This window comes from Chromobacterium sp. HL1, assembly GCF_057418835.1.
This window is the reverse complement of sequence record NZ_CP162399.1, coordinates 3,295,621-3,320,945: the sequence shown is the minus strand read 5'-3', so window position 1 is coordinate 3,320,945 and position 25,325 is coordinate 3,295,621. Positions and strand designations below refer to the sequence as shown.

Sequence of the window (25,325 nt, the reverse complement as noted above, 5' to 3'; positions counted from 1 at the left end):
TACGCGGCAGGCATTGTAACTGGCGGCATATCGGCTACAGTCCAGATGGGGTCAGGCTCCAGGGCCGGACGGCGGCGATGACGGCGATTATAACATCATGAATTAAGCGACTCTAATATTGCATTGCAGCGTGAATGCTAAAGCTTTGATTCCTATCAAAAATATTATTCTAAGTATGATTTGGGTATGGCAAGCTGATGTTTTTACGCCAAGAACCCGCTTCCAGCAGAGAGGAAAGGCTTGCCCCGGTGGGGGGGCGGGGGCATAATCCGCCCCTCGGTCGCAAGGTTCGGCCTTGTTTTTGTTGATTGTTTTTGATAGTCCCGCAAACTCGTTTTAAGCGAGATTCGGCTGGTCTTATATCTTCTACCACGGAGGTGTGGGAATAATGTCTGATCTGGCTTCCGCTCAGTTGCTTCAAGCTTCTGCTGCCCAGCTACCCGTCTATACCTATTTCGATCCTGCCTATTACGCTCAGGAACAGCGGCTGCTGTTTGGAGACGCGCCCCTCTACTATGGCCATGAGCTGATGACGCCGAACGCCGGCGATTATCAGACTCTGGAATGGATGGGCCACGGCAAGATGCTCAAGAACGTGGATGGACGGGTCAAGCTGATCTCCAATGTCTGCCGCCATCGCCAGGCGGTCATCTATAAAGGCCGCGGCAACGGCAATCATATCGTCTGCAATCTGCATGGCTGGACTTACGACGCCGAAGGCGCTTTGCTGGGCGCGCCGCATTTTCCGGAAACACCGTGCCTGAAGTTGAACCAGACCGAGCTGACGCGTTGGAACGGCCTCTTGTTCGACGCGCGCCGCAATGTGGCGCGCGATCTGGAAAACCTGGGCGTGGCCAAGCACATGAGTTTTGACGGCTACGCCTACCATTCCAGCCATCTGAGCGAGTACGGCTTCAACTGGAAGACCTTCATCGAAGTGTATTCCGAGGATTACCACGTCGATCCCTTCCACCCCGGCCTGGGCAATTTCGTCGATTGCGGCGACCTGAAATGGGAGTGGGGCGCGCAATACCATGTGCAGACCGTGGGCGTGAAGAACCAGCTGGCCACTTCCGGTTCCCGCGCCTACGGCAAATGGCATGAGGAAGTCCGCCGGCGCTACGCCGATCAGCAGCCGGAGTTCGGCGCCATCTGGCTGACTTACTACCCCAACATCATGGTGGAGTGGTATCCGCACGTGCTGGTGGTCAGCGTGGTGATGCCGCGCGGGCCGGAGCAGTGCACGGTGTTGACCGAGTTCTACTACCCGGAGGACGTGGTGTGGTTCGAGCCGGAGTTCATCGAGGCGGAGCAGGCGGCCTACTTCGAAACCGCCAAGGAAGACGACGAGATTTGCTACCGCATGCACGAAGGCCGACGCGCCTTGTGGCTGCGCGGCGAGAACGAGGTGGGGCCTTATCAATCTCCCACCGAGGAGGGCATGTTGCACTTCCACGAGTTCTACCGGCGCAAAATGGGCGCGGCGCTGGCTGGTTAAGCGGCGGCTTGCAGTGTCATAATGGAAAGGCGCGGACCCAGTCCGCGCCTTTCTTATTCTGGTTTGCCCGATTCCATGCTCAAAACGCTTTTCCGCTGTTTGCCCTTGTCGCTGGCCTTGCTGGCTCCGCTGGCCCAGGCCGCCGTCTATACCGACGCCGCCAGCCGGGTGCGTTTCAATGTGCCGCCGGGCTGGAAGGTCCGCCCCAGCGTGGTGGACGGTCAGCGCGTGCTGCGCGTGGTGCCGCCCAAGGCGGACCAGCGCGAGCGCGCCGCCATCGATGTGCAGGTCTTTGCGCGCAAGCCGGGGCGCGGCGACACCCTGGCCCGGCTGGCGCAGAAATACCGCCGCGAGGGCGATAACCGCGAAGCCGCCAATTTCGCCCGCGGCAACAGCCGCAGCGGCCGGCTGGTCACCGAATACCGCGACGGCCGTTTCGTCTCCAACCGCTTGTGGATCGTCCGGCATAATCTGCACGTGTTCCAGCTGGGGGACAAAAAGCGCATGGCGGAGGCGCGCTGCGCCGCCAACGCGTCGGAGTTCAAGACCTACCGCCGGCAGATGGAGGCCATCTGTCTGTCGCTGGAATTGCTGAAGCGATGACGCCGGCGCTGAGCGAGGGCGCGAGAACCCTGGGGCTGCGCTTGCGCCAGGGACGTTTGGGCTCCGGCTGGATGGTGGTGGCGGCCCTGTGCTTCGCCTTGATGAGCATGTTCGTCAAGCTGGGCGCCGACGCCTTCGGCTCCACCGAGCTGCTGTTCTGGCGCACCGCCATCGGCGCGCTGACCTTGGGCGCGGCGATGGCCTGGAAGCGCCAGTCGCCGCGGACGCCGCATTGGCGCGGCCACATCAAGCGCAGCTTCGTCGGCTATATGTCCATGGTGGCGCTGTTCTACGCGCTGACCCGGCTGCCCTTGTCCACCGCGGTGACGCTGAACTACACCTCCTCGCTGTTCTTCGCCTTATTGTGCGTGGTCAAACTGAAGGAGCGCCTGACGCCGCGCACCGGCCTGGCCTTGTTGCTGGGCTTCGTCGGCATCGTCATCCTGCTGCGGCCCACTTTCAGTTCGGCGCAGTGGCTGGCCGGCCTGATCGGACTCTTGTCCGGCGTCAGCGCCGGCTACGCGGTGTTTCAGGTGAGGGAGCTGGGCCGGATGGGCGAACCGTCCTGGAAGGTGGTGTTCTGGTTCTTCTCCGTTTCCAGCCTGTTCGGCGGCGTCTGGCTGATCCTGGGGCCGGGCTTCAGCGCGGTGACGGCGGACAATGTCTTGCCGCTGCTGGGCGTCGGCGTTTGCGGCATGCTGGGCCAACTGGCGATGACTCGCGCCTACAAGGACGGGCGCAAATACCTGGTGGCGAGCTTTGCTTATCTGACGGTGCTGTTTTCCGTGCTGCTGGGCGTGGTGTTGTGGGGCGACCCGCTGAGCGGATGGTCGCTGGCGGCGATGGCCTTGATTGTGGGGGCCGGCCTGATGGCGGCCCTGCGTTGAAACAGAACTTGGATATTCAACAACAATGCATAAGGATAACGTGGTTTGACTAGCGGAAAGTGGCGCCTGGGTTCGGGCTGGATGGTGGTGGCGGCGGTGTTTTTCGGCCTGATGGGGGTGTTCGTCAAGCTGGGCGCCGAGTATTTCTCCTCCACCGAGCTGGTGTTCTGGCGCACGCTGATGGGCGTGGTCACCCTGGGCGCGGCGGCCTTGTGGCGGCGCGATCGCTTCGCCACCCCCTTGCTGCGCTATCACGTGCAGCGCGGCCTGATCGGCTACGTCTCGATGCTATTGTATTTCTACGCCATCGCCCATTTGCCGCTGTCCACGGCGGTCACGCTCAACTACACCTCGCCGATGTTCCTGGCGCTGCTGTCGGTGGTCCTGCTGCGCGAACGCCTGCCCAAGCAGGCGCTGGCCGGCCTGGCGCTGGGCTTTGTCGGCGTGGTGCTGTTGCTGCGGCCCACCTTGTCCAGCGAGGCCTGGGTGGCCGGCCTGCTCGGCGTCGGCTCCGGCCTGCTGGCCGGCTGGTCCTATCTGCACGTGCGGGAACTGGGCCGCCAGGGCGAGCCGGAATGGAAGGTGGTGTTCTATTTCGCGCTGATCTCCACGCTGGGCGGCCTGCTGCTGATGTTGTTCGAAACCTGGCACCCGGTGACGCTGGAAAACGTCTGGCTGCTGCTGGGCCTGGGCGCCACCGCCACCATCGCCCAATTGGCGATGACCCGCGCGTATAAAGTGGGGCGCAAGCTCTTGGCCGCCAATCTGTCCTATCTGACCGTGGTGTTTTCCACCCTGTTGGGCGTGGGGCTGTGGGGCGACCCGCTCAGCGCCGCCGGCTTGGCGGCGATGGGTTTGATCATCGTCAGCGGCATGCTGGCCAGCCGGCGTTAAGCTGGAAGCGAAACCCGGCGCTGCGCCGGACCCGGCCTGGAGGGTGGGAGGATGGCGGTACCGGCGGACAAGGCGGCTTTGCTGGCGGCGATGAGGGACGAATACCGGCGCTTGCGCGCGGTGTTGGCGCGGGTGCCGCCGGAGCGCGCCTTCGTCCAGGAACTGGACGGCCACGCCAAGCACAGCCGGATGAGCGCGGCGGATCTGCTGGCCTATCTGCTGGGCTGGCAGGCGCTGGTGCTGAAGTGGCACCGGCTGGAGCGGGAAGGCCTGCCGATAGACTTTCCCGACGCCGGCTACCGCTGGAATCAACTGGGTCTGCTGGCGCAGAAGTTCTACCGCGATTACCAGGGGATAGGCGACTGGACGCGGCTATGCGCGATGCTGGACGACAGCCAGCGCCAGGTGGAGGCGCTGGTGGAGAGCTACTCCGACGAGGCGCTGTACGGCCGCGCCTGGTACGACAAATGGACGCGCGGGCGGATGATACAGTTCAATACCGCCTCGCCCTGCCGCAACGCCCGCGGGCGGCTCGTCGCCTGGCTCAAGACGCTGCCGGCCGCCTGAAAAAGCTTGCCGCGCCAATGCGGCCAGGCCTTAAAATGAAAGCGACACCGCAAAGGAGAAGCACATGATCTCGATACGCGAACAACACTACGGCCTGGACGTGGCGCTGTACAACGAATTCACGCTGGCGGACTTCAAGCTGCTGGAAGAGGCCTTGCTCAAGCGCCAGTCCGAGTGCGCCAAGCCCGACCTGCTGCTGGACCTGACCGAGTTGAAGGACTTCACGCTGGACATGGCGGTGGAAGAGGTCAAATTCATGCGCGCCCATGAAAACCACGTCGGCCGTGTGGCGCTGGTGGTCAGCGATGTCTGGATCAAGCTGGCCGCCCACATCGCCGGCCTGCTGTCCAATACCCGCACTCAGTATTTCGATACCGCGGAAGAGGCCCAGGCCTGGTTGGAAAGCCCGGTGGCGGCGGGCACCTGATTTGTCCGGTTGCGCTGATTTCGGGACGCCCTATGCGGCGTCCCGGTTGATTTTGTCGGCAATGGCGGTAGAGTAGCGGTTTTTGTTCAACTCGAAAGAATAAAAACCGATGTTGAAAAGCATTTCCCATCGTCTGGCGGCGGAACTCTCCGTCCGCGAGGCGCAAGTGGCCGCCACCATCGAACTGATAGACGGCGGCGCCACCGTTCCCTTCATCGCCCGTTACCGCAAGGAAGTCACCGGCGGTCTGGACGACACCCAGCTTCGCACCCTGGCCGAGCGCCTGGTGTATCTGCGCGAACTGGACGAGCGCCGCGTCAGCATCCTCGGCAGCATTTCCGAGCAAGGCAAGCTGAGCCCCGAACTGGAGGCCGCGCTCTACGCCGCCGACAACAAGACCACGCTGGAAGACCTTTACCTCCCTTACAAGCCCAAGCGCCGCACCAAGGCGCAGATCGCGCGCGAAGCCGGGCTGGAGCCCTTGGCCGACGGCCTGCTGTCCGACCCTAGCCAGGACCCCAACACCGCCGCGGCCGCCTATGTCAACGCCGAAGCCGGCGTGGCCGACGCCAAGGCGGCGCTGGACGGCGCGCGCGCCATCCTGATCGAGCGCTTCGCCGAGGACGCCGAACTCTTGGGGCGGTTGCGCGAAAAACTGTGGAGCGAGGGCGAGCTGGCCGGCCAGGTGGTAGCCGGCAAGGAACACGAGGGCGCCAAGTTCTCCGATTATTTCCAGCACCGCGAAGCCATCCGCGCCACGCCCTCGCACCGCGCGCTGGCGCTATTGCGCGGCCGCAACGAGGGCGTGCTCAGTCTGACGCTGAAGTATCAGCCGGACGAGACGCCGATCACCGAGCGCTCCGCCTACGAGCAGTTGATCGCCGCGCGCTTCGGCGTGAGCGACGCCGGCCGCCCGGCCGACAAATGGCTGCTGGACGGCGTGCGCCTGTGCTGGCGCGCCAAGATCTTCCTGTCGCTGGAACTGGAACTGGTGTCGCGGCTCAAGGACGCCGCCGACGCCGAGGCGATCAAGGTGTTCGCCGACAATCTGCATGATCTCTTGCTGGCGGCGCCGGCCGGCCGGCGCGCCACCCTGGGCCTGGACCCGGGCCTGCGCACCGGCTGCAAGGTGGCGGTGGTGGACGACACCGGCAAGCTCTTGGACACCGCCACCATCTATCCGCACGAGCCGCGCCGCGACTGGGACCGCTCGCTGGCGGTGCTGGGCGCCTTGTGCGCGCGTCACCGCGTGGATCTGATCGCCATCGGCAACGGCACCGCCAGCCGCGAAACCGACAAGCTGGCGCAGGAGCTGATCCGCGCCTATCCGCAGCTGGGCGTGACCAAGATCGTGGTGTCCGAAGCCGGCGCCTCGGTGTACTCGGCCTCGGAACTGGCGGCGCGGGAATTCCCGGATCTGGACGTGTCGCTGCGCGGCGCGGTGTCCATCGCCCGCCGCTTGCAGGACCCGCTGGCGGAGCTGGTGAAGATCGATCCCAAGTCCATCGGCGTCGGCCAGTACCAGCACGACGTCAACCAGAGCCAGCTGGCGCGCGCGCTGGACGCGGTGGTGGAGGATTGCGTCAACGCCGTCGGCGTCGACGTCAACACCGCCTCGGCGCCGCTGTTGACCCGCATCTCCGGCCTCAACGCCACATTGGCGGCCAATATCGTGTCCTACCGCGATCAGAACGGCGCTTTCCGCAACCGCAGGCAATTGCTGAAAGTGCCGCGGCTGGGCGACAAAACCTTCGAACAGGCGGCCGGCTTCCTGCGCATCCGCGACGGCGACAACCCGCTGGACGGCTCCGCCGTGCATCCGGAAGCCTATCCGGTGGTGGAGCGGATCGTGCTCAAAACCGGCCGCGAGATGAAGTCGCTGCTCGGCGATTCCGGTTTCCTGAAAACGGTGAAGGCGGTGGATTACACCGACGAACGCTTCGGCCTGCCCACGGTGATGGACATTCTGCGCGAACTGGACAAGCCGGGCCGCGACCCGCGTCCGGAGTTCAAGACCGCCACCTTCCAGGACGGCGTCGAGGACATCAAGGACTTGCAGCCGGGCATGGTCTTGGAGGGGGTGGTCACCAATGTCGCCAACTTCGGCGCTTTCGTCGACATCGGCGTGCACCAGGACGGCCTGGTTCACATCTCGGCCTTGTCCAACAAGTTCGTCGACGACCCGCGCAAAGTGGTCAAGGCCGGCGACGTGGTCAAGGTCAAGGTGATGGAAGTGGACGCGGCGCGCAAGCGCATCGCGCTGACCATGCGGCTGGACGACGCGCCGGGCGCCGGCAACAGCCGCGGCCCGCGCAACGACGGCCCGCGCGCTCAGGACCGGCGCGGCGGCGACCGCCAGCGCGGCCAGCAGCCGGCCGGCGACACCGCGATGGCGGCGGCGTTCGCCAAGCTCAAGCGCTGAGGCGGTTTTAAGAGCCTGTTCACGATCTTTTGTCTGTGTTTTGAAACACGGTGTTCTGCACAGGAGGCCGCGTATCCGACGCGCCCCGGGTCCCTTCAAGCCTGCCGTCGGGTGGCAGGTCCGAGGTCTTAAGCGGCTGCCTGTTCGAGCAGCGCGACGGTAGCGCGCTGCGAGTTCAGCCGCGCCTCGGGCCTGACGGGAACCGGCGGGAAGCCGTAGGCCAGGCTTGCAGGGTGGCCTTTAGGGGTGGAGGGGATATTTGGCCAAGCAAATATCTCCTCCCTGCTCGCCGGGCAGCCCCGGCAAAGAAAATCACCATCCGCGCAGCGGATTCCATGTCTTGGAGCCATCTCTCGGAAAGATCGTGAACAGGTTCTAAGAGAAAAACGGCGGGCATTGCCCGCCGTTTTTCATTCCGGCACCGAGGACAGCGGCAGCTTCATCGTCTGTTTGATCGCGTTCAAGGCGATGGTGGATTTGACGCTGCGCACCAGCGACAGCCGCATCAGCCGGTTCATCACGAAGGTGGACAGCGAGGGCAGGTCCGGCACCACGATGCGCAGCAGATAGTCCGCCTCGCCGGCGGCGGCGTAGCATTCCAGCACTTCCGGCAGCTCGTTGATGGCCTGGGCGAATTCCTGCAAGGCGCTTTCGCTGTGGCGCTCCAGGCTGACGTGGGCGAAAGCCATCACCGACAAGCCCACCTGTTCCGGCTTCAGCGCCACCTGATAGCCCTGGATCACGCCGCTTTCCTCCATGCGCTGGATGCGGCGGCCGATCTGGGACGCGGACAAAGCCACTTGCTGCGCCAGTTTCTGATGGGTGACGCGGGCGTCGTGCTGCAACGCGTCCAGGATCTGGTAATCAAAGCGGTCCAATTCAATTTTGCGCATAGTGAGCATTTCATGGCGGTTATATGCGGCAAGTGTGCAAAAAAAATCGCATACAGGCAAATTTTGCGGTCTTCCCGCATCGCTCCGGGCCTAAACTAGAGTTATCCACCTAAATATCCGGACCCACCGCCATGAACGACCGAGCCGATTTCGTCGTGCCCGACATCACCACGCGCAAGAACGTCGGACTCAGCCACGACAGCGCGGACTTCACCCTGCCGCAACCGCTGGAGCGCTACACCGCCGCCGACCACGCCACCTGGGCCACGCTGTACCGCCGCCAGAGCGAGATGCTGCCGGGCCGCGCCTGCGACGAATTCCTGGAAGGCCTGGAGCGCCTGGGCGTGGACGCGGACCGGGTGCCGGACTTCGCCAAGCTGAATGAACAACTGATGGCCGCCACCGGCTGGCGGATCGTCGCGGTGCCGGGCCTGATTCCGGACGACGTGTTCTTCGAGCATCTGGCCAACCGCCGTTTCCCGGTCACCTGGTGGCTGCGCGAGCCGCATCAGCTGGACTATCTGCAAGAACCCGATGTGTTCCATGATTTGTTCGGCCATGTGCCGCTGTTGATCAATCCGGTGTTCGCCGACTACCTGGAGGCTTACGGCAAGGGCGGGATGAAGGCCAAGGCCTTGGGCGTCTTGCCGATGCTGGCGCGCTTGTACTGGTACACGGTGGAGTTCGGCCTGATCAACACGCCCAAGGGCATGCGCATCTACGGCGCGGGCATCGTGTCCAGCAAGGGCGAATCGGTGTACTGCCTGGACAGCGCCAGCCCCAACCGCGTCGGCTTCGATCTGGAACGCATCATGCGCACCCGCTACCGCATCGACACTTTCCAGAAAACCTATTTCGTCATCGACAGCTTCCAGCAGTTGTTCGACGCCACCGCGCCGGACTTCGCGCCCATCTACGCGCGGCTGGCGGCGGAACCGACGCTGGGCGCCGGCGACGTGGCCCCGGCAGACAAGGTGTTCAATATTGGCGACCGCAGCGGCTGGGGCGATTCCGAGGATGTGTGAAGCCTGGCCGTGATGGCTGGCAAGCTTGGGATAGACCCGCCGCGGCGGGTCTTTTTATTTGTTTCGATTAAAACGAAAGCAGGGGTGTTTACTAGATTGATAAGCATTCTCATTTTTGTTAGAGTCCGTTTACGATCTTGCGAGCTAGAGCGAGACAAGGCGAAAACGGCTGAGAAAGCGGAATGTACACACGGTACATGAGCATTTCGAAGCCGTTTTCAACGCCGTATCGCCGCAGCGCAGCAGATCGTAAACAGGCTCTTAGATTGAGGCTCTGATTCCTATCGCTCAACCCAACAGGGGACACACCTTGAAAACGCACCTGATGCTTGCCGCCGTCCTGGCGGGTTTCGCCGGCCACGCCATGGCGGAAGACGTAGTGGTTTACAGCGCTCGCGCCGAGCAACTGCTCAAGCCCATCATCGAGGTTTACAAGAAGGAAACCGGCGTCAACATCAAGCTGGTGTCGGACAAGGAAGGTCCGCTGATGGAGCGCCTGCGCGCCGAGGGCAGCAACAGCCCGGCCGATCTGCTGCTGACCGTGGACGCCGGCAATCTGTGGCAGGCCGCCAAGATGGGTCTGTTCAAGCCGGTGAAGTCGCCCTTGCTGGACGCCAACATTCCGTCCTATCTGCGCGATCCGGGTCATGAGTGGTACGGCCTGTCCATCCGCGCGCGCACCATTTTCTACAACACCCAGAAAGTGAAGCCGGGCCAGCTGTCCAGCTACGCCGACCTGGCCGACCCCAAGTGGAAGGGCAAGTTGTGCCTGCGCACGTCCAAGAAGGTCTACAACCAGTCGCTGGTGGCGATGATGTTGTCCGATCTGGGCCCGGTGAAGACCGAGAAAGTGGTCAAGGGCTGGGTGGATAATCTGGCCACCCGCGAATTCCCGGACGACACCAAGATGCTGGAGGCCATCGCCGCCGGCCAGTGCGAAGTGGGCATCGCCAACACCTATTACTACGGCCGCCTGATGGAAAAATCGCCCAATCTGCCGGTAGGCATCTTCTGGGCCGACCAGGCGGGCAAAGGCACCCATGTGAACGTTTCGGGCGCCGGCGTGGTCAAGTACGCCAAGAACGAAAAGGGCGCGCTGAAGTTCCTGGAGTGGCTGTCCAGCGCCAAGGCGCAGAATATGTTCGCCGACGTGAACATGGAGTTCCCGGTCAACCCCAAGGTCAAGCCTGACGCGCGCGTGGCCGCCTGGGGCGACTTCAAGCACAGCTACATCAATGTCGCCAACGCCGGTTCGCGCCAGGCGGAAGCGGTGAAGCTGATGGACCGCGTCGGCTACAAATAAGCCGCGGCGGGCAGCCAGTCCGCATTTATTTACAGCCTGTCGGGCACCAAAGCCCCGGCAGGCTGTCTTTGCTTGTTTCCCTGCGTTTTTGACATGGTTTCTCCGCCGATGATCCGTTCTCTGTCGCCTTGGCGCGGCCTGGCCTTTGGCGTCAGCCTGCTGACCGTCGCGCCCTTGCTGGTGATTTTATGGTCGCTGCTGGCGCCGGATTGGGAGGTGTGGCGGCATTTGTACGATTACACGCTGCCGGAGCTGCTGCTCAACACCGTGTATCTGATAGGCGGCGTCGGCGCCGGCGTGCTGCTGCTGGGCGTGCCGCTGGCCTGGCTGACCGCGGTGCACGATTTCCCCGGCCGCCGTTTCTTCCACTGGGCGCTGATGCTGCCGCTGGCGATGCCGGCCTATGTGCTGGCGTTTTCGCAATTGGGCCTGTTCGATTTCACCGGGCCTTTGCAGACTTGGCTGCGCGAGCGTTTCGGCGATTCGTCCTGGGTGCCCAATATCCGTTCCACGCCGGGCGTGATCCTGGTGATGTCGCTGGCCTTCTACCCCTATGTCTATCTGTTGGCGCGCAACGCCTTCGCCACCATGGGCCGGCGCGCGCTGGAGGTGGGGCAATCGCTGGGCCTGTCGCGCTGGCAGGGCTTCCGCCGCGTGGCGCTGCCGATGGCGCGGCCGTGGATCGCCGGCGGTCTGATGCTGGCGCTGATGGAAACGCTGGCGGATTTCGGCACCGTGGCCATTTTCAATTTCGACGCCTTCACCTCGGCCATCTACAAGGCCTGGTTCAGCCTGTTCTCCTTGCCGGCGGCCAAGCAACTGGCGTCCTTGCTGGTGTTGATGGTGCTGCTGCTGCTGTGGCTGGAGCAGCGTTCGCGCGGCCGCCGCGCCTATACCCAGGCCGGCAAGGCGGCGCCGCAGCCGCGCTTGCGGCTGGAAGGCGCGGCCGGCTGGCTGGCCGCCGCCGCCTGCTCGCTGGTGCTGGCGCTGGCCTTCGTCTTGCCCTTCGGCCAGCTGCTGGTCTGGGCCGGCGCCCACCTGGCCGAGGACCTGGACGCGGATTTCCTCGGCCACGTGGCCAACTCGCTGCTGCTGGCCTCGCTGGCCGCCGTTCTGGTGGCCATGATCGCCTTATTGCTCAGTTACGCGGCGCGGCGCGATCCTACGCGCTGGACCCGCTTGTGGAGCCGGCTGGCGACCCTGGGCTACGCGGTGCCGGGCACGGTGCTGGCGGTGGGGGTGTTCGTGCCGGTGGCCTGGTTCGACAATCTGTTGCTGGACTGGCTGCGCCCCTGGCTGGCGGCGGACGCCAGCGCGGTGATCAAGGGCACGTTGCTGGTGCTGATGCTGGCCTATGTGGCGCGCTTCCTGGCCGTGGGGCATTCCGCGGTGGACGCGGCCATGCACCGCATCAGCCGCAGCCAGGAGGAGGCGGCGCGCAATATGGGCTACAGCGGCTTGCGCCTGCTGGCGCGCCTGCATCTGCCGCTGCTGCGCGGCGGCCTGTTCACCGCGGCGCTGATGGTGTTCGTCGACGTGATGAAGGAGATGCCGATCACGCTGATGACCCGGCCTTACGGCTGGGACACGCTGGCGGTGAGAATTTTCAATTTGACCACCGAGGGCGAATGGGAGCGCGCGGCCTTGCCGGCGGTGGCCATCGTGCTGGCCGGCCTGTTGCCGGTATGGGTGCTGTCGCGGCAGAAGGATGCGGCCTGAGATGAAGCGTATGGATATGCAAGCGTTGCTGGAGTTCGATCTGGTCAGCCAGAAGTACGGCGAGACCCGCGTGGTCGACAATATGAGTTTCGAATTGCGGGCGGGCGAAATCGCCTGCCTGTTGGGCAGTTCCGGCTGCGGCAAAACCACGGTGCTGCGCTGCATTGCCGGTTTCGAGGGCCTGCTGGGCGGCGAGATCCGCCTCAACGGCCAGGTGATCAGCTCCATCCGCGAGCAGGTGCCGGCGCATCAACGCCGCATCGGCATGGTGTTTCAGGACTACGCCTTGTTCCCGCATCTGACCGTGGCCGGCAACGTCGGCTTCGGTCTGGACGCCTTGCCCAAGGCCCAGCGCGCGGCGCGGGTGCTGGAGGTGCTGGAGGTGGTGGGCCTGGCGGAGTGGGCGCGGCGTTACCCGCACGAGCTGTCCGGCGGCCAGCAGCAGCGGGTGGCGCTGGCGCGGGCTCTGGCGCCGAGGCCCAGCCTGCTGCTGCTGGACGAGCCCTTTTCCAATCTGGACGTGGACCTGCGCGAGCGCTTGTCGCGCGAGGTGCGCGACATCCTGAAAAGCCAGGGCGCCACCGCCATCATGGTGACCCATGATCAGCACGAGGCCTTCGCCATCGCCGACCGCGTCGGGGTGATGCAGCAGGGCCGGCTATTGCAGTGGGACACGCCGTACCGGCTGTACCACGAGCCGGCCACCCGCTACGTCGCCGACTTCATCGGCCAGGGCGTGTTCCTGGCCGGCAAGGTGACCGGGCCGCGTTGCGTGGCGTTGGAGATAGGCGAGTTCTGCGGCATCGTGCCCTTGCAGTTCGAGACCGGGGACGAGGTGGACGTGCTGGTGCGGCCCGACGATGTGCAGCACGACGACGCCAGTCCGACGCGGGCCCTGGTCTGCGCCAAGGTGTTCCGCGGCGCGGAGTTCCATTACACGCTGGCGCTGCCTTCCGGTCAGCGGGTGCTGGCCCAGGTGCCCAGCCATCACGACCACGCGGTGGGGGAGGCGATAGGCATCCGGCTGGAACTGGATCATTTGATCGCCTTTCCGCGCGAGGGCTAAGAACCTGTTTACGATCTGCTGCGCGTCGGTAGAGACATTGTGCGATGAGTGCCCGCTTCGAAATGCTCATGTACCGTGCGTACATTCCGCTTTCTCAGCCGTTTTCGCCTTGTCTCGCCTTAGCTCGCGAGATCGTGAACACGCTCTTAGCGTTCCAGTATCGCCTTGCGATGGCGGCGGAACACCCATTTCTCCCACAGCAGGCGAGTGGTTTCGTCGAAGGCGCCGGCGATGTCGGCGCGAATCAGATAGTTGCCGTTTTCGCCCGGCGTCACCGTGTTGATGCGGGCGGCGAGGAAGAGCAGCAGCGCGGAATCGGGATTGGGGCATAGCGCCACCAGCACCGGCTCGCTGCCGTGGTTGGCGTGGTCGGAGATCCAGGCGATGCTGTCCAGGCCCAGCCGGCACGGCGTCAGCGGCGGGCGCTCCGGATGGCGGGACAGCAGCGACACTTCCAGCGCCAGGTCCAGCTTGGCCTCCAGCCTGACCAGCATCGGATCGGCCTCGGGCAGGGTTTCGGTGGGCGCGGCCAGCACCCGCAGCGCCAGCCGGGTTTCGCGTTCCTGGCGCGCCGGGCAGATCCCGCCCGGCAAGGGCTGGACCGAGAACGGCAGTTCGGCGTCGAAACTGGCGCTGCCCAGTTCGGGAAATAAGCTCATCGGTCGGCTCCCGCGGCGTGGCCGTTCAGTGATACAGGTTCAGGATGCGGTCCAGGCCGCCGTGGTTGACGGCGATGTCGGCCTGGGCGCGCACCACCGGCTTGGCGTGCACGGCGATGCCGACGCCAGCTTCGGCCAGCATCTGCAAGTCGTTGGCGCCGTCGCCCATCGCCAGCACCTGCTCCGGCTTCAGGCCCAGCGCCTCGCGCTGCTGGATCAGCAAGCGCTTCTTGGCGGCGGCGTCGACGATGGGGCCGCGCACCCGGCCGGTCAAGGCGCCGTTTTCCACTTCCAACTGATTGGCGAAGGCGAAGTCCAGGCCCAGCTCGGCTTTCAGTCTGTCGGTGAAGAAGGTGAAGCCGCCGGACACTAACATGAATTTGACGCCGTGGCGCTTGCAGGCGGCCAGCAAGGCCTCGGCGCCCGGCATCAGCCTGACTCTTTCACGATAGACCTGTTCCAGCGCGCTTTCCGGCAGCCCGCGCAGCAGCGCCACCCGCTCCGTCAGCGAGGCGGCGAAGTCCAGCTCGCCATGCATCGAGCGCTCGGTGATGGCCGCCACCTGAGGCTTGAGGCCGTTCATGTCGGCGATTTCGTCTATGCATTCGATGGTGATCAGCGTGGAGTCCATATCCGACACCAGCAGGCCGAAATCGGCGAAGCTGCGGCCGGCTTCGACATAGGCGCCGTCGTAGCCCCATTGCTCGCACAAGGCCAGCGCCGCGGTCCGTTGCGCCGGCGCCGCGCCGCGCAGGCGCGCCACGTTTGGACTGGGATGGTCCATATGGGTGGCCTCGGCGAGGTGGGCCAGTTCATGCAGATGATGCGGGTCCAGCGCGTCGGCTTGGATCACCAGGGTGTAGGCGAGGCTCATGGCGTGGCGGGTCAATGCGTGTCGGAACGGGCATTATGCCATGCCGCGCCGGCCGCCGGTTCAGTCCCGCGCCGCATGGCACCGGCTCCAGCGCCGCAGCGGCGCGTCCAGGGACAGCAGGCCGGGGCCGAAGGCGAACACGGCGGCGATCAGCATGCCCCAGTAGTAATGGAATTCGCGGGTGGCCTCGGTCAGCCCCGGATAGCTGATCACCGCCACCGCGTTGAGGATGAACAGGCCGGCGGCGGCGAAGCGCGCGCCCAGGCCCAGCGCCAGCAGCGCGGACAGGCCCAGTTCGCCGGCCGTGGCCAAGGCCGCGGCGACGGCGGGCGGCAGCAGCGGCACGTGGTATTCCTCGGTGAACAGCAGGAGGGTGGTGTCCCAGTCGTCTATCTTGGTCAGGCCGGATTTGAAGAACACATTGGCGATCCACAGCCGGAACAGCAGCAAGAGCAGCGGTTGCAGCAGATCGCCGCCGTGGATCAGCCAGCGGTAGGGCGCGTTGAGGCGGGAGCAGGTCAAGGGGTTCATGGCGGGTGTCTCCTGTGTGTTGAGTATGGTTCAGCGGCGGCGCATGGCAAGCCGCGGGCGTGCGTTCCCCCTCCATGCCCGCAAGCTTGGATGAGGTTCTGCACTCAGGGTTTAGCGTGTTTACAGCGTGACGTCTTGGATCAGACGCTGCTGGAACAGCCGCAGCAGGCCGGCTTGCAGGTCGAAGTCCGCTTCGGCGGCCAGCGCCTGTTCCACCGCGGTTTCCAGCGTCGCGCCGTCGAGGAAGGCTTGCAGCAGCGCGGCCAGGCCGGGGCCGACGATGTCGACCTGAACCCGGCCCTGGAGGCGGTAGACCAGCGTCGCCTCCGGCTGCCGGTGCAGATCCACGTCCAGCTCCACCGGCTGGCGTTGGTGGGCCAGCCAGATCGATGCGGCCGGCCAGGGGCTGAGCAGGGCGGCGACGTCGGGCAGCGGCCGCAGCCTGAGTTCGCCCCAGCGTTGCTGCGGGAAGGCGGCCAGCGCGGCGCTGTCGGCCGGCGCGGCGTCGGCGGCGTAGTAGGCGCGGTGGACCCGCCATTCCAGCCGCGCGACGTCCGCCAGATAGGGAAGCTCGCGGGCGTGTTCGAAGCCGGCGACGAAGTCGCCGAAACCGGCGCCGTACAGATGCAGATTGCCGCTGAGCGACGGGTGGCCGCCGATGAAGACGCGGGCCAGGCCGGTGAAGAAGTCCTCGCCCACCAGCTGGCGGCAGACCGGGTAGATGAAGGCCAGGGTGTCGATCAGCCCCACCCGGTAATTGTTGCGGTAGACCGCGAGGCCGGCCGGATTCAGCGCCAGCGCCGCTTCCGCCGCGCGCGCCGGATCGGCGATCTGTTCCAGCAGTTCCGCCTGCCAATCAAACCCGTTCATACGCGGCCTCCAGGATGGCCTGGGCCTTGGCGGCCTCGCCGCGCAAGGTGGCCAGCGGTGGAATCTCCAGATCCCATTCGATCAAGGTGGGCCGCGGGCCCAGCCGGGCGATGGCTTCGCGGTACAGCTGCCAGACGCCGTCGTGCACCGGCTGGCTGTGGGTGTCCACCAGCATGCCCTCGCGTTCGCTGTAGCCGGCCAGGTGGATCTCGCCTATCGCCTCCGGCGGCAGCGCGTCCAGCACCGCGTCGGTGTCCACGCCCAGATTGACGCGGTTGACGTAGAGATTATTGATGTCCAGCAGGATGCCGCAGCCGGTGCGGCGCACCAGTTCGGCCAGGAACTCGCCCTCGTGCATCTCGTTGCCGGGGAACTCCAGATAGCTGGACAGGTTTTCCAGCAGGATGACTCGGCCCAGCGCGTCCTGGGTTTCCGCGACGTGGCCGGCGATCACCGCGAGCGATTCGCGGGTATAGGGAATGGGCAGCAGATCGTTGACGAAGCGGCGTTCGGAGTGGTTGAAGGACAGGTGTTCCGACACCGCGGCCGGCTGTACGGCGTCCACCAGCCGCTTGAGCGAGGCCAGATGGGCCGGGTCCGGTCGCGCGGCCGAGCCCAGGCCCAGGCCGACGCCGTGCAGCGACAGCGGCCAACAGGCGGCCACTTCGCGCAGCATGCTCCAGGGCATGCCGCCGTCGAAGAAGTTCTCGCTGTGCACTTCCACCCAGCCCAGCTCCGGGCGGCTGTCCAGCGCTTCGCGGTAATGCGGGGCGCGCAGGCCGACGCCGCACACCGCGGGAAGCTTGGTTTCCATCATCATTCACCTCGGGTCGCCCATCCGGGCGGGCCCGGCGGCGCGATTAGGATTGCTTCGGCGGCGGCGTGGTGCGGCCGCCCAGGCCCTCGCATGTGCCCTTGGGCACGTTGTGCCACTCGTTGGGATCGTTGTCCACCTTGGCTTCGCCGGCGCAGTAGTGGGCGCCGTCGGCGGACGCGCAGTCGTTCTTGCCGGCCGGGGTGACGCCGTAGCATTTTTCCTTGGGCTGAGGCGGATCTTCGGCCTGAGCCGAGGCGGCGACGCCCAGCGCGATGACGGCGCCGACGGCGGAAGCGAGCAGTTTGCGAGCGGTGTTCATGTCAGTCTCCTGTGAGGTGGGTGCGGGCCGGTTTGTGAGCGGACTCCAAGACCGGCGTTTGGCAAACCTCGCTGAGACTACATGGATTTGAAATTCGTTCTTTCAGATTTCGTTCAGATTCCGGCCGACGCGCGACAAGGGCCGCGCTCCGGCCGGGTCCGGCTTACTTCTTGGGAGCGGTGCTGCCGCCCATTTTCTCGCAGCTGCCCTTGGCCACGTATTTCCAGTCGCCCGGGTCCTTGTCCGTCTTGGCCTGGCCGGCGCAGGAGTGGGCGCCGGTGGCGGACGCGCAGTCGTTCTTGCCTGCCTGGGCGATGCCGTAGCACTTTTCCTTGTCGGCGGCGGCCGCCGGAGCGGATGCCAGCGCGCCGATGGCGACGACGGCGCCGAGAGCGGATGCGATCAGGGTTTTGCTGGTACTCATGGTGGTTCTCCTGTTTAACGGCCTGTGGCCGAAACTTGATGGTGCGGATTATAAACGAGCCCGCGTTTCCCGCCCTTGCTTTCACCGGGTCGGACATGGATTGAGTCGGGGGCCTTGCCGGCTTCTTACACTGTAAGATGCGATTTTTTGATTCACCGCGCCGCCTGGCCGCCCTTCTTGCCGGTAAGTCGGCGTCAAGGCGGTTCCATTACGGCGGAACGCGATTTTTTTTGCGGGGGGAGCGAGGGGGCGAGGGAGGCGGATAAGGATTGGGCCCCGAAGGGCCCGGCAAGTTCAGCGGATATTGGTAACTTTATGTGTCTGCATCGACAGCCGCCAGCGCGGATGGGCCATGCAGTAGGCGATGGCGGCGCGGGTGTTGGCGGCGAGGTTCGGGCCGTCCATCGGTTGCAGATAGAAGGTGTCGAAGTCCAGCTGTTCGACGCTTTCCGGCGTCTGCGTCGCCTGCGGATAGACCAGCTTCAGTTCGTCGCCGCTTTGCAGCAGCAGTTCCGCGCCGGCCTTGGGGCTGACGCAGATCCAGTCCAGCCCCGGCGGCGCGGCCACGGTGCCGTTGGTTTCCACCGCCACCTCGAAGCCGAGCCGGTGCAGTTCGGCGATCAGCTCGGCGTCCAGTTGCAGCAAGGGCTCGCCGCCGGTGCACACCACATAGGGCGCGCCGCCGGCGCCGGCCGGCCATTCCGCGGCGATGCGCGCGGCCAGCGCCGCCGCGCTCTTGAATTTGCCGCCGTCCGGTCCGACGCCGACGAAGTCGGTGTCGCAGAATTGGCAGACCGCCTTGGCGCGGTCCTCCTCGCGGCCGGACCATAGATTGCAGCCGGAGAAGCGGCAGAACACCGCGGCGCGGCCGGCCTGCCGGCCTTCGCCTTGCAGCGTGTAGAAGATTTCCTTGACCGTGTAAGTCGTCACAGCGCGTTCTCTAAATGTAATGAAGGGACAGGCTTAGAACGTGTTTACGATCTTGCGAGCTAAGGCGAGACAAGGCGAAAACGAGCGAAAAAGCGGAATGTACACGTGGTACATGAGCACTGAGCTTGGTTTCAACGCCCATTTCTATCCATCCCGCCGACGCGCGGCAGATCGTAAACAGGTTCTTACAGCAGGGGCCAGCGCATATCGTCGCGGAACATCAGCGACACGCCGCGCAGCTCCTGCTCCATCAGATCGATGCGCGCCAGTTCCGGCACCAGCGGCGACAGATGGGCGTGCACCCACTCCGCCACCGAGGCGCTGTCGCCGCCGCGTACGCCGCTGAGCCGGTCCAGCGGATTGTGGTCCAGCTGGCGGTAGATGGGCTTGAAGCGGTCCTTGACGTCGCCGAAGTCCAGCAGCCAGCCCATGGCCTGGTCCAGCTCGCCGCTGAGCATCAGCCGGACCAGATAGCTGTGGCCGGTGTAGGCGCCCTGGTCGTTGAAGGGCCGGGCGCTTTCAAAGCGCTGTTCCTTCCAGATGCGGAAGCGCCCGCCGTCGAACTGGCTGCCGGCGCTATGGGTTTCGCGCACCTCCACCCAGGCCAGGCCCGGCAGCGTGTCGGCCAGCCGCTGATGCAGCCATTGCGCCAGCACTTCGCTGGTGGGGTTGTCCAGGCCGGCGATGTCGTTGAGATAGCGGTGATTGAGTTCCTGGAACAAGGGCCGCCAGGCGGCCTCCAGCCGCGGATGGCCGCTGAGCCTGGCGTCGGCGGCGAGACGCACGCCGAAACCGTGGCCGTGCAGACGGCCGCATTTATGGCCAGCCGGCACATGGGGCAGTTGATGGGCGGCCTCGAACTGAACCTGTATCCAGTTGAGCGCGAGGTCGCCGTCCAGCGTCACGCCGCGCTGCGGCGAGCTTTGCAGGCTCAGCGCCGCCGGGCAGGGCAGGGCGGCGGCGAGGTGGGCGGCCAGCGCCAGATCGTCGCATTGGCTCAGTTGGCGGTTCAGATCGGCGTAGTCCAGCGGCGCGACGGCGGCGTCCAGCGCCGCCTGCAGCCGCTCGTGGGCCGGGTATTGGGCGTCGGCGCGGGCGATGACGCGAAAGCTGTGGCCATGCGGGCGCGCGGTGAGGTCGGACGCGCCGCTCACCTGCCGGGCGGCTTCGAAGCGGGCGCCGGCGATCAGGCTGGAGGTGTGCATCTCAGTCCTCCTGGCGGGTTTGGCAGCGGACGATCAGCGGGTCGGGCACGCCGGCTTCGGCGAAACCCTTGGCGCGCAACTCGCAAGACGCGCAATGGCCGCAGGGCGGCACCTGTCCGTTATAACAGGTGTGGCTCCAGGATAATGCGTCCATCGCGCCGACTTGTTGCGCTAAAGCCACGGTTTCCGCCTTGGACAGATACATCAGCGGCGCGTGCAGCTCCACTCGGCTGTCCATGCCCAGCCGCAGCGCCACTTCCAGCGCCTTGAGGGTGTTTTCGCGGCAATCGGGATAGCCGGAATAGTCGGTCTGGGCGACGCCGGCGACCAGGTGGCGCGCGCCGCGGGTATAGGCCAGCGCGGCGGCGAAGGTCAGGAAGATCAGGTTGCGGCCGGGCACGAAGGTGTTGGGCAGCGCGTCGTCATCGCGGGCGCCGTCTTCCGGCGCGATGTCGGCGTCGGTCAGCGCGTTGCCGCCGATGGCGGCGAAGGTGTCGATGGGCAGCACGGTCTGGCGCACGCCGGCGAGCGCGGCGATCTTGCGCGCGCAGTTCAGCTCCACGCGGTGGCGCTGGCCGTAGTCGAAGGTGACGGCTTCGACATTGTCGCGGCCGAAGGTCTGCAAGGCCCAATACAGGCAGGTGGTGGAGTCCTGGCCGCCGGAAAGGACGACCAGAGCCTTTTCAGGAGTCTGATTCATTGTGTTCGCCATTCGATAAACAGTCGAAGGTTGAGATGCGGAGCCGGGCGCGGCGCGGGCCTGCCGGCATGTCGCCTGCCTGGATCGGTCTCACCAAGCAGGGCAACCCGCTACTTTAACCTAGAACAGGCTGTTTTATGAAGCGTGCCAAAAATCAGACAGCCGCCGATTTCGTGTCGGCAAGGCCGCTTTTCTTGATTGAAATCATGTCTTCGTCATGTAATTAATGACTTTCGCATTCGAAATATGTTTGCGATCCATTTTAATAAACACGTGATGACAAAGGGGTTGGAAGGGCTGGCAACGCGCTGTCGGGCCACAAGCGCGGCAGAGGGGCCGGTGTTTCCGCCAGGAGAAGATCAATGAAAAAAGTGTTGCCGATTGCCTTGTTCGTGATGGCTTTGGGGGGCGGCTTCGCCCAGGCGCATGATCTGCAAGTGAGCGTGGCCAAGCAGCAGGCCGCGGTGGCGGCGGATCAGGACGTCGAGGTGGTATTGAATTACCGCAATACCGGCAAGGAAACCTTGCATATCTACAAATGGTACGTGCCGGGGCAGGATTTGCAGGAACAGATTTTCGAGGTCAGCCGCGACGGCAAGCCGGTCAGCTATCTGGGGCCGCGCTACAAGCGGGCGGTGCCCACCATCAAGGATACCGTGGCGCTGGCGCCGGGCGCTTCGCTGAGCGTCAAGGTCAAGGTGTCCGACTACTACGATATGTCGAAAAGCGGCCGTTTCGACGTGCGCTTCCAGGCGGCCAGCTCCCGCGTGCTGAACCGCGCCGCGCCGCAGCTGAACGCCAAGATCGCCTCCGGCGCGGACGCCGCCGTCGCCGCCGACGAGGTGCTGAGCTCCAATACCGCCAGCGTGTCGGTGGCCGGCCGCAGCAGCAAGCTGTTGAAACAGTCGCTGGACGCGCAACGCGAATGGTCCATCCTCAGCCGCAAGGCGGCCGCTTCCAGCGTCACTTACGCGGCCAATTGCTCGGTGACCCAACAAAGCCAGACCAACGGCGGCGTCAGCGCGGCCATCAATATGGCCAACGATTCGGTCAGCTATCTGTCCGGTTCTCCGTCCGGCACCCCGCGCTACACCACGTGGTTCGGCAAGTACGCGCTGGCCAACTGGAACACTGCCAAGTCCCATTACGTCAGCATCAAGGACGCGCTGGACACCAAGCCGATCAGCATCGATTGCGGTTGCACCCAGGCCGGCACTTACGCCTACGTCTATCCGTCGCAGCCGTACAAGATCTATCTGTGCGGCGCCTTCTGGAACGCGCCGACCAGCGGCACCGACTCCAAGGGCGGCACCCTGGTGCATGAGCTGTCCCACTTCACCGTGGTGGCGGGCACCGACGACCACGTTTATGGCCAGGCGGGCGCCAAGAACCTGGCGAAGACCAATCCGACCCAGGCCTTGAACAACGCCGACAACCACGAATACTTCGCCGAGAACACCCCGGCCCAGCAATAAGCTTTCCCTTGCGCAATGAGAAGCGGCCGCCTGAGGGCGGCCGTTTTCTCTTCGGCGGGAACCGGGTTTGGCGGCGCTTCAAACGCCTTATGGCTGAAGCGCAGCAGATCGGAAACGGGTTCTCAGAGCCTGTTCAAAGTCTCGCGAGCTAGGGCGAGACAAGGCGTTGCGGCTAAGGAAGCGGAATGTACATACGGTACATGAGCATTTCGGAGCTGTTTTCAACGCGCTTCTTACATCCATCCTGCCGACGCGCAGCAGACATTGAACGGGTTCTCAGGCCGGCACCAGCGCCAGCGTGCCCAGCACCACAATCACCAGGCCGACGATCACCGGCACCGAGGTGCGCTTGACGATCTCGAACGGCGACACCTGGCCCATGCCGGCGCAGGCCACCACCACGCCGGACACCGGCGACACGGTGCGGCCCAGATTGGACGCCTGCAGCATGGGGATGGCGAGGAAGGCCGGGTTGATGCCGGCTTCGGCCGCCAGTTTGGGGATCAGTTCCACGAAGGCGTAGAAGGGCGCGTTGCCGGAGCCGGTGGTCAGCGCCGCCAGCGTGGTGATCGCCACCAGCACCAGCATCAAGACCATGGCGCCGGAGCCGAAGGACTGCGCCAGGCCGATCAACTGATTGATGAAGCCCAGCGCGGACAGGCCGTGGGCGAACACGCCGGCGGCCACGATCAGCATCACCACGCTGCTGAAGGCGTCGCCCATGCCCTTGTAAGCCACTTCCAGGCCGGCGAACACCGGCGCGGCGCGGCGATGGCGCAGGAATTCCACCAGCGCGGCCAGGGCGATGCACAGGATCAGCACAGTGACGATGTGCAGCTCCGGCGCCAGCTTGCCGTTGAACACCAGCACGCCGGCGATGGGCGTGAACGGCAGTAGGCAGTACAGCGCCGGCGCGTCGGTGACGATCTCGTGCACGTCCTGGCGCGTCAGCGGCAGGTTTTCCTTGCGGTCCAGATAGCGTTGCCAGAAGAAGTGGGCGCAGCCTATGCCGGCGATGGCCAGCAGCGAGATGGGCAGCGTGGTCTTGAAGGCGAAATCGATCAAGGGCATGCCCGAGGCCTGGGCGGCGATCACCACGTCGCCGGAGGTGGGCGACAAGATCAGCGCCGCCGGCGACGCGCAGATGGCCGCCGCTGCGCCGCGGCTGATGCCCATGTTCACCATCAGCGGGAACAAGGTGGCCATCAGCAGCACGCCCAGGCCGGTGGCGGACGACACCGCCAGCGACAGCAGGCAGGCGACGAAGTAGGCCGCCACCATCAGCACGTACGGCGACTTGATGCGGCTGAGCGGCTTGGAGGCCAGCTTGACCACCATGTCGTTGGCGCCGATATGGGTCATATAGCCGGCGAAGCCGCACAGCGCCATCACCATCAGGCCCAGGTCCGCGGCGCGGCTGCTGAGCAGGGATTTGACGAACTCGGCGATGTCCGTGGCGGCGTGGCCGGTGGCGGCCACGTTTTTGGGCAGCACCGGCATGCCTTGCAAGGCGGTGGCGATCAACAGCGCCAGACCGCCCAGCATCAGCACGCCGGTGGCGGAGTAGCCTTTGAAGATAGCCCGGCCCACCAGCAGCGTGACTATCGTGCCTATCAGTAATTCCATATCCAGCTCAATGTAAATAACAAAATTATAATTTACTAAAAAATACGAATGAGCATATTTCTAGATGAATCAAAATTGATATGGGGCAAGAGCGTGGCGTTCGGCCGCGCTTAGGGAGGGCAGGGAGAGAGGGACAGGCGCCTGAAGCGCGTTCCGCGCTAGAGCCGGAATCGTTGCCTAGACCGGCGGCTGGCCGAAGTTGATCAGCGCCACCGTCACTTGCTCCTTGGCCGAGACCAGATCGTGGTAGGCGAGGTGCAGCATATTCATGTTTTCCAGCACCTGATGGGTTTCATTGAAGCCGCAGTCCAGGCTCTGCCGCGCGACGGCCAGGAAGATGAACAGCTGCTGCATCGGCGATTGCTTGGGGTGTTGCTGCCGGTAGAGGGCGTACAGCTGGTAGAAGTCGCGGACGATCCGTTCCGCCGCGTAGCCGGGATTGTGTTCCAGGCCCAGGCCGCTCAGCAGGTCCTTGCCCATCAGCGGCAGATCCAGCGCGCAGCTGAGCGGGTCCATCACCGCGTGGTGAAATAAATCCAGGAATTGCTTGTCGGCGGAAAAGCGGCTGTCGGCGCCGGGCTTGGCCGCGGCGGCCGCGGGCTCGCGCTGGCGGCCGTGTTTGCCGCCATGCTCCTGTTGCGAGAGCTGATGTCCGGCGGCGCGGCCGGCATGGGTCAGGGTAATGGGCAGGATGGGCATGACGGTCTCCTTGCGAGCATGCCGCCGGTCTGGCTGGCGGCGTTCGGTCGGAAACGCGGTGCGGATCTGTTTCGCTTCCCCGGCCATGACCTATTTTCGGCATGGTCGGGGAAAACTTTATTTTTAATTTAACGCTGCATTCAGTTTTAACCGTCAGCTTGTTGCCGCGGCGGCGTCGCTCTGGGTCTTGGGCTTCATGCTGGCGACGAAGTCGTCAAAGCCCTTGTTGACCAGATCGCGGGTTTTCTTGATCTCGTCGGCGATATTGCCGTTGAACACCTTGAGGCCGTTGAGGACGTCCACGGCCTCGGCATAGCCTTTCTCGAAGCCGCCGCGCACGATGTCGACAAAGTTCTTGGCCTGCTCTTCCTGGCTCAGTTCCGGATGTTGCTTGGCGTAGGTGCTGAAGAAGCTGAGCGCGCCGGACAGGATGCGCTGGGACGTGCCTTCCGGCGAATTGTCCTCGCTCATCTTCTGTTGCAGGATGTTGGGCGTTTGCTGCGCGCCCTGGGCGCTTTGGCCGTCGGACGCGGCCTGGGCGTCGCCGCCGCCGTTCAGCTGATCGGCCAGGATCTGGTTGATGCTGTCGATGGCGGTGCGGTAGAGCAGGGACAGCGATTTGCCGTCGGCGTTGGTGGAAACGTCCAGATTGGCCACCAACCGCGCGTTCAATTGATTGCGCGCGGTGACGGTGCTGCTGACGTTCTGGCTGGAGGACGTGCTGGTCTGGCTCTGCTGGACGCTGGCGCTGAGCTGACTGCCGACGGATGGGTTGTTCACGGAATTGACGGACATAGTGCGCTCCTAAGCGGAAAGGGCGGTTGCGATCGACGGCCGGAAGCGGCGCGACGCCTTCATGCCCAAGGCGCTGTTGGTGTTGGTCGACCTGGTC

At 64.8% G+C, this 25,325-nt stretch carries 26 protein-coding genes; 12 read left to right on the top strand and 14 right to left on the bottom strand.

The window, feature by feature from the left end; all coding sequences use genetic code 11:
- Positions 1-388: 388 nt before the first annotated feature.
- From AB1Z25_RS15040 to AB1Z25_RS15010, 7 genes are all read left to right on the top strand, one after another.
- Positions 389-1,498, top strand: a complete 1,110-nt coding sequence (locus AB1Z25_RS15040) for an aromatic ring-hydroxylating oxygenase subunit alpha (protein WP_107800093.1) — start codon at positions 389-391, stop codon at positions 1,496-1,498.
- A 75-nt stretch (positions 1,499-1,573) separates the two neighbouring features.
- Complete coding sequence (locus AB1Z25_RS15035) at positions 1,574-2,101, top strand: hypothetical protein (protein ID WP_107801906.1); 528 nt, start codon at positions 1,574-1,576, stop codon at positions 2,099-2,101.
- Positions 2,098-2,988, top strand: coding sequence for a DMT family transporter (locus AB1Z25_RS15030; RefSeq protein ID WP_486635587.1), 891 nt, complete (start codon positions 2,098-2,100; stop codon positions 2,986-2,988). Before AB1Z25_RS15035 ends, AB1Z25_RS15030 begins: the two co-directional genes overlap by 4 nt.
- An 81-nt stretch (positions 2,989-3,069) precedes the next feature.
- Positions 3,070-3,882 carry a DMT family transporter gene (locus AB1Z25_RS15025; RefSeq protein ID WP_107800092.1) on the top strand — a complete coding sequence of 271 codons (813 nt, stop codon included), beginning with the start codon at positions 3,070-3,072 and terminating at the stop codon, positions 3,880-3,882.
- Positions 3,883-3,933: 51 nt separating this feature from the next.
- Entirely contained in the window at positions 3,934-4,449 is a 516-nt protein-coding gene (locus AB1Z25_RS15020; protein ID WP_486635586.1) for a ClbS/DfsB family four-helix bundle protein, read from the top strand.
- A 64-nt stretch (positions 4,450-4,513) separates the two neighbouring features.
- On the top strand, positions 4,514-4,876 hold the full coding sequence (locus AB1Z25_RS15015) for a SpoIIAA family protein (protein WP_048415463.1): 363 nt from the start codon (positions 4,514-4,516) through the stop codon (positions 4,874-4,876).
- A gap of 109 nt (positions 4,877-4,985) precedes the next feature.
- Entirely contained in the window at positions 4,986-7,298 is a 2,313-nt protein-coding gene (locus AB1Z25_RS15010; protein ID WP_486635585.1) for a Tex family protein, read from the top strand.
- A gap of 410 nt (positions 7,299-7,708) precedes the next feature.
- Here the strand turns inward: AB1Z25_RS15010 and AB1Z25_RS15005 are convergent, their stop codons facing one another.
- Positions 7,709-8,191: an Lrp/AsnC family transcriptional regulator gene (locus AB1Z25_RS15005; protein ID WP_227104270.1), complete on the bottom strand. Its 483-nt coding sequence runs from the start codon at positions 8,189-8,191 to the stop codon at positions 7,709-7,711.
- A 131-nt stretch (positions 8,192-8,322) separates the two neighbouring features.
- On the opposite strand from AB1Z25_RS15005, the gene phhA reads away from it, so the two are divergent.
- The 4 genes from phhA (at position 8,323) to AB1Z25_RS14985 (ending at position 13,304) form a co-directional block, all read left to right on the top strand.
- The gene (phhA, locus tag AB1Z25_RS15000) at positions 8,323-9,216 is read left to right on the top strand and encodes a phenylalanine 4-monooxygenase (RefSeq protein WP_107800089.1); all 894 of its coding nucleotides are present in this window, start codon (positions 8,323-8,325) and stop codon (positions 9,214-9,216) included.
- Positions 9,217-9,526: 310 nt separating this feature from the next.
- Positions 9,527-10,519 (top strand): extracellular solute-binding protein, encoded by a 993-nt coding sequence (locus AB1Z25_RS14995; RefSeq protein WP_107800088.1) that lies wholly within the window; start codon positions 9,527-9,529, stop codon positions 10,517-10,519.
- A gap of 108 nt (positions 10,520-10,627) precedes the next feature.
- Positions 10,628-12,238, top strand: coding sequence for an ABC transporter permease (locus AB1Z25_RS14990; RefSeq protein ID WP_227104268.1), 1,611 nt, complete (start codon positions 10,628-10,630; stop codon positions 12,236-12,238).
- 1 nt (position 12,239) lies between these two features.
- On the top strand, positions 12,240-13,304 hold the full coding sequence (locus AB1Z25_RS14985) for an ABC transporter ATP-binding protein (RefSeq protein ID WP_227104266.1): 1,065 nt from the start codon (positions 12,240-12,242) through the stop codon (positions 13,302-13,304).
- Positions 13,305-13,450: 146 nt separating this feature from the next.
- On the opposite strand, the gene AB1Z25_RS14980 is transcribed toward AB1Z25_RS14985, so the two are convergent.
- The 10 genes from AB1Z25_RS14980 to queC all read right to left on the bottom strand — a co-directional run bounded on the left by AB1Z25_RS14980 (position 13,451) and on the right by queC (position 20,633).
- The gene (locus AB1Z25_RS14980) at positions 13,451-13,963 is read right to left on the bottom strand and encodes a hypothetical protein (protein WP_227104264.1); all 513 of its coding nucleotides are present in this window, start codon (positions 13,961-13,963) and stop codon (positions 13,451-13,453) included.
- A 25-nt stretch (positions 13,964-13,988) separates the two neighbouring features.
- Positions 13,989-14,837, bottom strand: a complete 849-nt coding sequence (serB, locus tag AB1Z25_RS14975) for a phosphoserine phosphatase SerB (protein ID WP_235087465.1) — start codon at positions 14,835-14,837, stop codon at positions 13,989-13,991.
- 60 nt (positions 14,838-14,897) lie between these two features.
- Entirely contained in the window at positions 14,898-15,368 is a 471-nt protein-coding gene (locus tag AB1Z25_RS14970) for a DoxX family membrane protein (protein WP_486635584.1), read from the bottom strand.
- Between the two features lie 120 nt (positions 15,369-15,488).
- Entirely contained in the window at positions 15,489-16,238 is a 750-nt protein-coding gene (locus tag AB1Z25_RS14965; RefSeq protein ID WP_486635583.1) for an HvfC/BufC family peptide modification chaperone, read from the bottom strand.
- Positions 16,225-17,052 (bottom strand): MNIO family bufferin maturase, encoded by an 828-nt coding sequence (bufB, locus tag AB1Z25_RS14960; RefSeq protein ID WP_486635582.1) that lies wholly within the window; start codon positions 17,050-17,052, stop codon positions 16,225-16,227. The genes AB1Z25_RS14965 and bufB overlap by 14 nt, the downstream gene beginning before the upstream one ends.
- Before the next feature lie 46 nt (positions 17,053-17,098).
- Positions 17,099-17,374: a BufA1 family periplasmic bufferin-type metallophore gene (locus AB1Z25_RS14955; protein ID WP_107800083.1), complete on the bottom strand. Its 276-nt coding sequence runs from the start codon at positions 17,372-17,374 to the stop codon at positions 17,099-17,101.
- A 163-nt stretch (positions 17,375-17,537) separates the two neighbouring features.
- On the bottom strand, positions 17,538-17,798 hold the full coding sequence (locus AB1Z25_RS14950; RefSeq protein WP_107800082.1) for a BufA1 family periplasmic bufferin-type metallophore: 261 nt from the start codon (positions 17,796-17,798) through the stop codon (positions 17,538-17,540).
- A 294-nt stretch (positions 17,799-18,092) separates the two neighbouring features.
- The gene (gene queE, locus AB1Z25_RS14945) at positions 18,093-18,728 is read right to left on the bottom strand and encodes a 7-carboxy-7-deazaguanine synthase (RefSeq protein ID WP_486635581.1); all 636 of its coding nucleotides are present in this window, start codon (positions 18,726-18,728) and stop codon (positions 18,093-18,095) included.
- Between the two features lie 185 nt (positions 18,729-18,913).
- Positions 18,914-19,933: a 6-pyruvoyl trahydropterin synthase family protein gene (locus tag AB1Z25_RS14940; RefSeq protein WP_486635580.1), complete on the bottom strand. Its 1,020-nt coding sequence runs from the start codon at positions 19,931-19,933 to the stop codon at positions 18,914-18,916.
- Position 19,934: 1 nt separating this feature from the next.
- Positions 19,935-20,633 (bottom strand): 7-cyano-7-deazaguanine synthase QueC, encoded by a 699-nt coding sequence (gene queC / locus AB1Z25_RS14935; protein WP_253313956.1) that lies wholly within the window; start codon positions 20,631-20,633, stop codon positions 19,935-19,937.
- Positions 20,634-20,995: 362 nt separating this feature from the next.
- Here queC and AB1Z25_RS14930 point away from each other — a divergent pair, with 362 nt between their 5' ends.
- Positions 20,996-22,108, top strand: coding sequence for a M35 family metalloendopeptidase (locus AB1Z25_RS14930; RefSeq protein ID WP_486635579.1), 1,113 nt, complete (start codon positions 20,996-20,998; stop codon positions 22,106-22,108).
- A 276-nt stretch (positions 22,109-22,384) separates the two neighbouring features.
- On the opposite strand, the gene dcuC is transcribed toward AB1Z25_RS14930, so the two are convergent.
- From dcuC to AB1Z25_RS14915, 3 genes are all read right to left on the bottom strand, one after another.
- Positions 22,385-23,734 carry an anaerobic C4-dicarboxylate transporter DcuC gene (gene dcuC, locus AB1Z25_RS14925; protein WP_107800077.1) on the bottom strand — a complete coding sequence of 450 codons (1,350 nt, stop codon included), beginning with the start codon at positions 23,732-23,734 and terminating at the stop codon, positions 22,385-22,387.
- A gap of 177 nt (positions 23,735-23,911) precedes the next feature.
- Positions 23,912-24,433, bottom strand: coding sequence for a DUF5610 domain-containing protein (locus tag AB1Z25_RS14920; RefSeq protein WP_107800076.1), 522 nt, complete (start codon positions 24,431-24,433; stop codon positions 23,912-23,914).
- A gap of 153 nt (positions 24,434-24,586) precedes the next feature.
- Positions 24,587-25,228: a DUF5610 domain-containing protein gene (locus AB1Z25_RS14915; protein WP_486635578.1), complete on the bottom strand. Its 642-nt coding sequence runs from the start codon at positions 25,226-25,228 to the stop codon at positions 24,587-24,589.
- Between the last annotated feature and the right edge of the window lie 97 nt (positions 25,229-25,325).

Excerpts from the sequence above, each read along its gene's own strand:
- AB1Z25_RS15040 (WP_107800093.1), top strand. The coding sequence starts at position 389 with ATGTCTGATCTGGCTTCCGCTCAGTTGCTTCAAGCTTCTGCTGCCCAG.
- AB1Z25_RS15035 (WP_107801906.1), top strand. The coding sequence starts at position 1,574 with ATGCTCAAAACGCTTTTCCGCTGTTTGCCCTTGTCGCTGGCCTTGCTG.
- AB1Z25_RS15030 (WP_486635587.1), top strand. The coding sequence starts at position 2,098 with ATGACGCCGGCGCTGAGCGAGGGCGCGAGAACCCTGGGGCTGCGCTTG.
- AB1Z25_RS15025 (WP_107800092.1), top strand. The coding sequence starts at position 3,070 with ATGGTGGTGGCGGCGGTGTTTTTCGGCCTGATGGGGGTGTTCGTCAAG.
- AB1Z25_RS15020 (WP_486635586.1), top strand. The coding sequence starts at position 3,934 with ATGGCGGTACCGGCGGACAAGGCGGCTTTGCTGGCGGCGATGAGGGAC.
- AB1Z25_RS15015 (WP_048415463.1), top strand. The coding sequence starts at position 4,514 with ATGATCTCGATACGCGAACAACACTACGGCCTGGACGTGGCGCTGTAC.
- AB1Z25_RS15010 (WP_486635585.1), top strand. The coding sequence starts at position 4,986 with ATGTTGAAAAGCATTTCCCATCGTCTGGCGGCGGAACTCTCCGTCCGC.
- AB1Z25_RS15005 (WP_227104270.1), bottom strand. The coding sequence starts at position 8,191 with ATGCGCAAAATTGAATTGGACCGCTTTGATTACCAGATCCTGGACGCG.
- phhA (WP_107800089.1), top strand. The coding sequence starts at position 8,323 with ATGAACGACCGAGCCGATTTCGTCGTGCCCGACATCACCACGCGCAAG.
- AB1Z25_RS14990 (WP_227104268.1), top strand. The coding sequence starts at position 10,628 with ATGATCCGTTCTCTGTCGCCTTGGCGCGGCCTGGCCTTTGGCGTCAGC.
- AB1Z25_RS14985 (WP_227104266.1), top strand. The coding sequence starts at position 12,240 with ATGAAGCGTATGGATATGCAAGCGTTGCTGGAGTTCGATCTGGTCAGC.
- AB1Z25_RS14980 (WP_227104264.1), bottom strand. The coding sequence starts at position 13,963 with ATGAGCTTATTTCCCGAACTGGGCAGCGCCAGTTTCGACGCCGAACTG.
- serB (WP_235087465.1), bottom strand. The coding sequence starts at position 14,837 with ATGAGCCTCGCCTACACCCTGGTGATCCAAGCCGACGCGCTGGACCCG.
- AB1Z25_RS14970 (WP_486635584.1), bottom strand. The coding sequence starts at position 15,368 with ATGAACCCCTTGACCTGCTCCCGCCTCAACGCGCCCTACCGCTGGCTG.
- AB1Z25_RS14965 (WP_486635583.1), bottom strand. The coding sequence starts at position 16,238 with ATGAACGGGTTTGATTGGCAGGCGGAACTGCTGGAACAGATCGCCGAT.
- bufB (WP_486635582.1), bottom strand. The coding sequence starts at position 17,052 with ATGGAAACCAAGCTTCCCGCGGTGTGCGGCGTCGGCCTGCGCGCCCCG.
- AB1Z25_RS14955 (WP_107800083.1), bottom strand. The coding sequence starts at position 17,374 with ATGAACACCGCTCGCAAACTGCTCGCTTCCGCCGTCGGCGCCGTCATC.
- AB1Z25_RS14950 (WP_107800082.1), bottom strand. The coding sequence starts at position 17,798 with ATGAGTACCAGCAAAACCCTGATCGCATCCGCTCTCGGCGCCGTCGTC.
- AB1Z25_RS14940 (WP_486635580.1), bottom strand. The coding sequence starts at position 19,933 with ATGCACACCTCCAGCCTGATCGCCGGCGCCCGCTTCGAAGCCGCCCGG.
- queC (WP_253313956.1), bottom strand. The coding sequence starts at position 20,633 with ATGAATCAGACTCCTGAAAAGGCTCTGGTCGTCCTTTCCGGCGGCCAG.
- AB1Z25_RS14930 (WP_486635579.1), top strand. The coding sequence starts at position 20,996 with ATGAAAAAAGTGTTGCCGATTGCCTTGTTCGTGATGGCTTTGGGGGGC.
- dcuC (WP_107800077.1), bottom strand. The coding sequence starts at position 23,734 with ATGGAATTACTGATAGGCACGATAGTCACGCTGCTGGTGGGCCGGGCT.
- AB1Z25_RS14920 (WP_107800076.1), bottom strand. The coding sequence starts at position 24,433 with ATGCCCATCCTGCCCATTACCCTGACCCATGCCGGCCGCGCCGCCGGA.
- AB1Z25_RS14915 (WP_486635578.1), bottom strand. The coding sequence starts at position 25,228 with ATGTCCGTCAATTCCGTGAACAACCCATCCGTCGGCAGTCAGCTCAGC.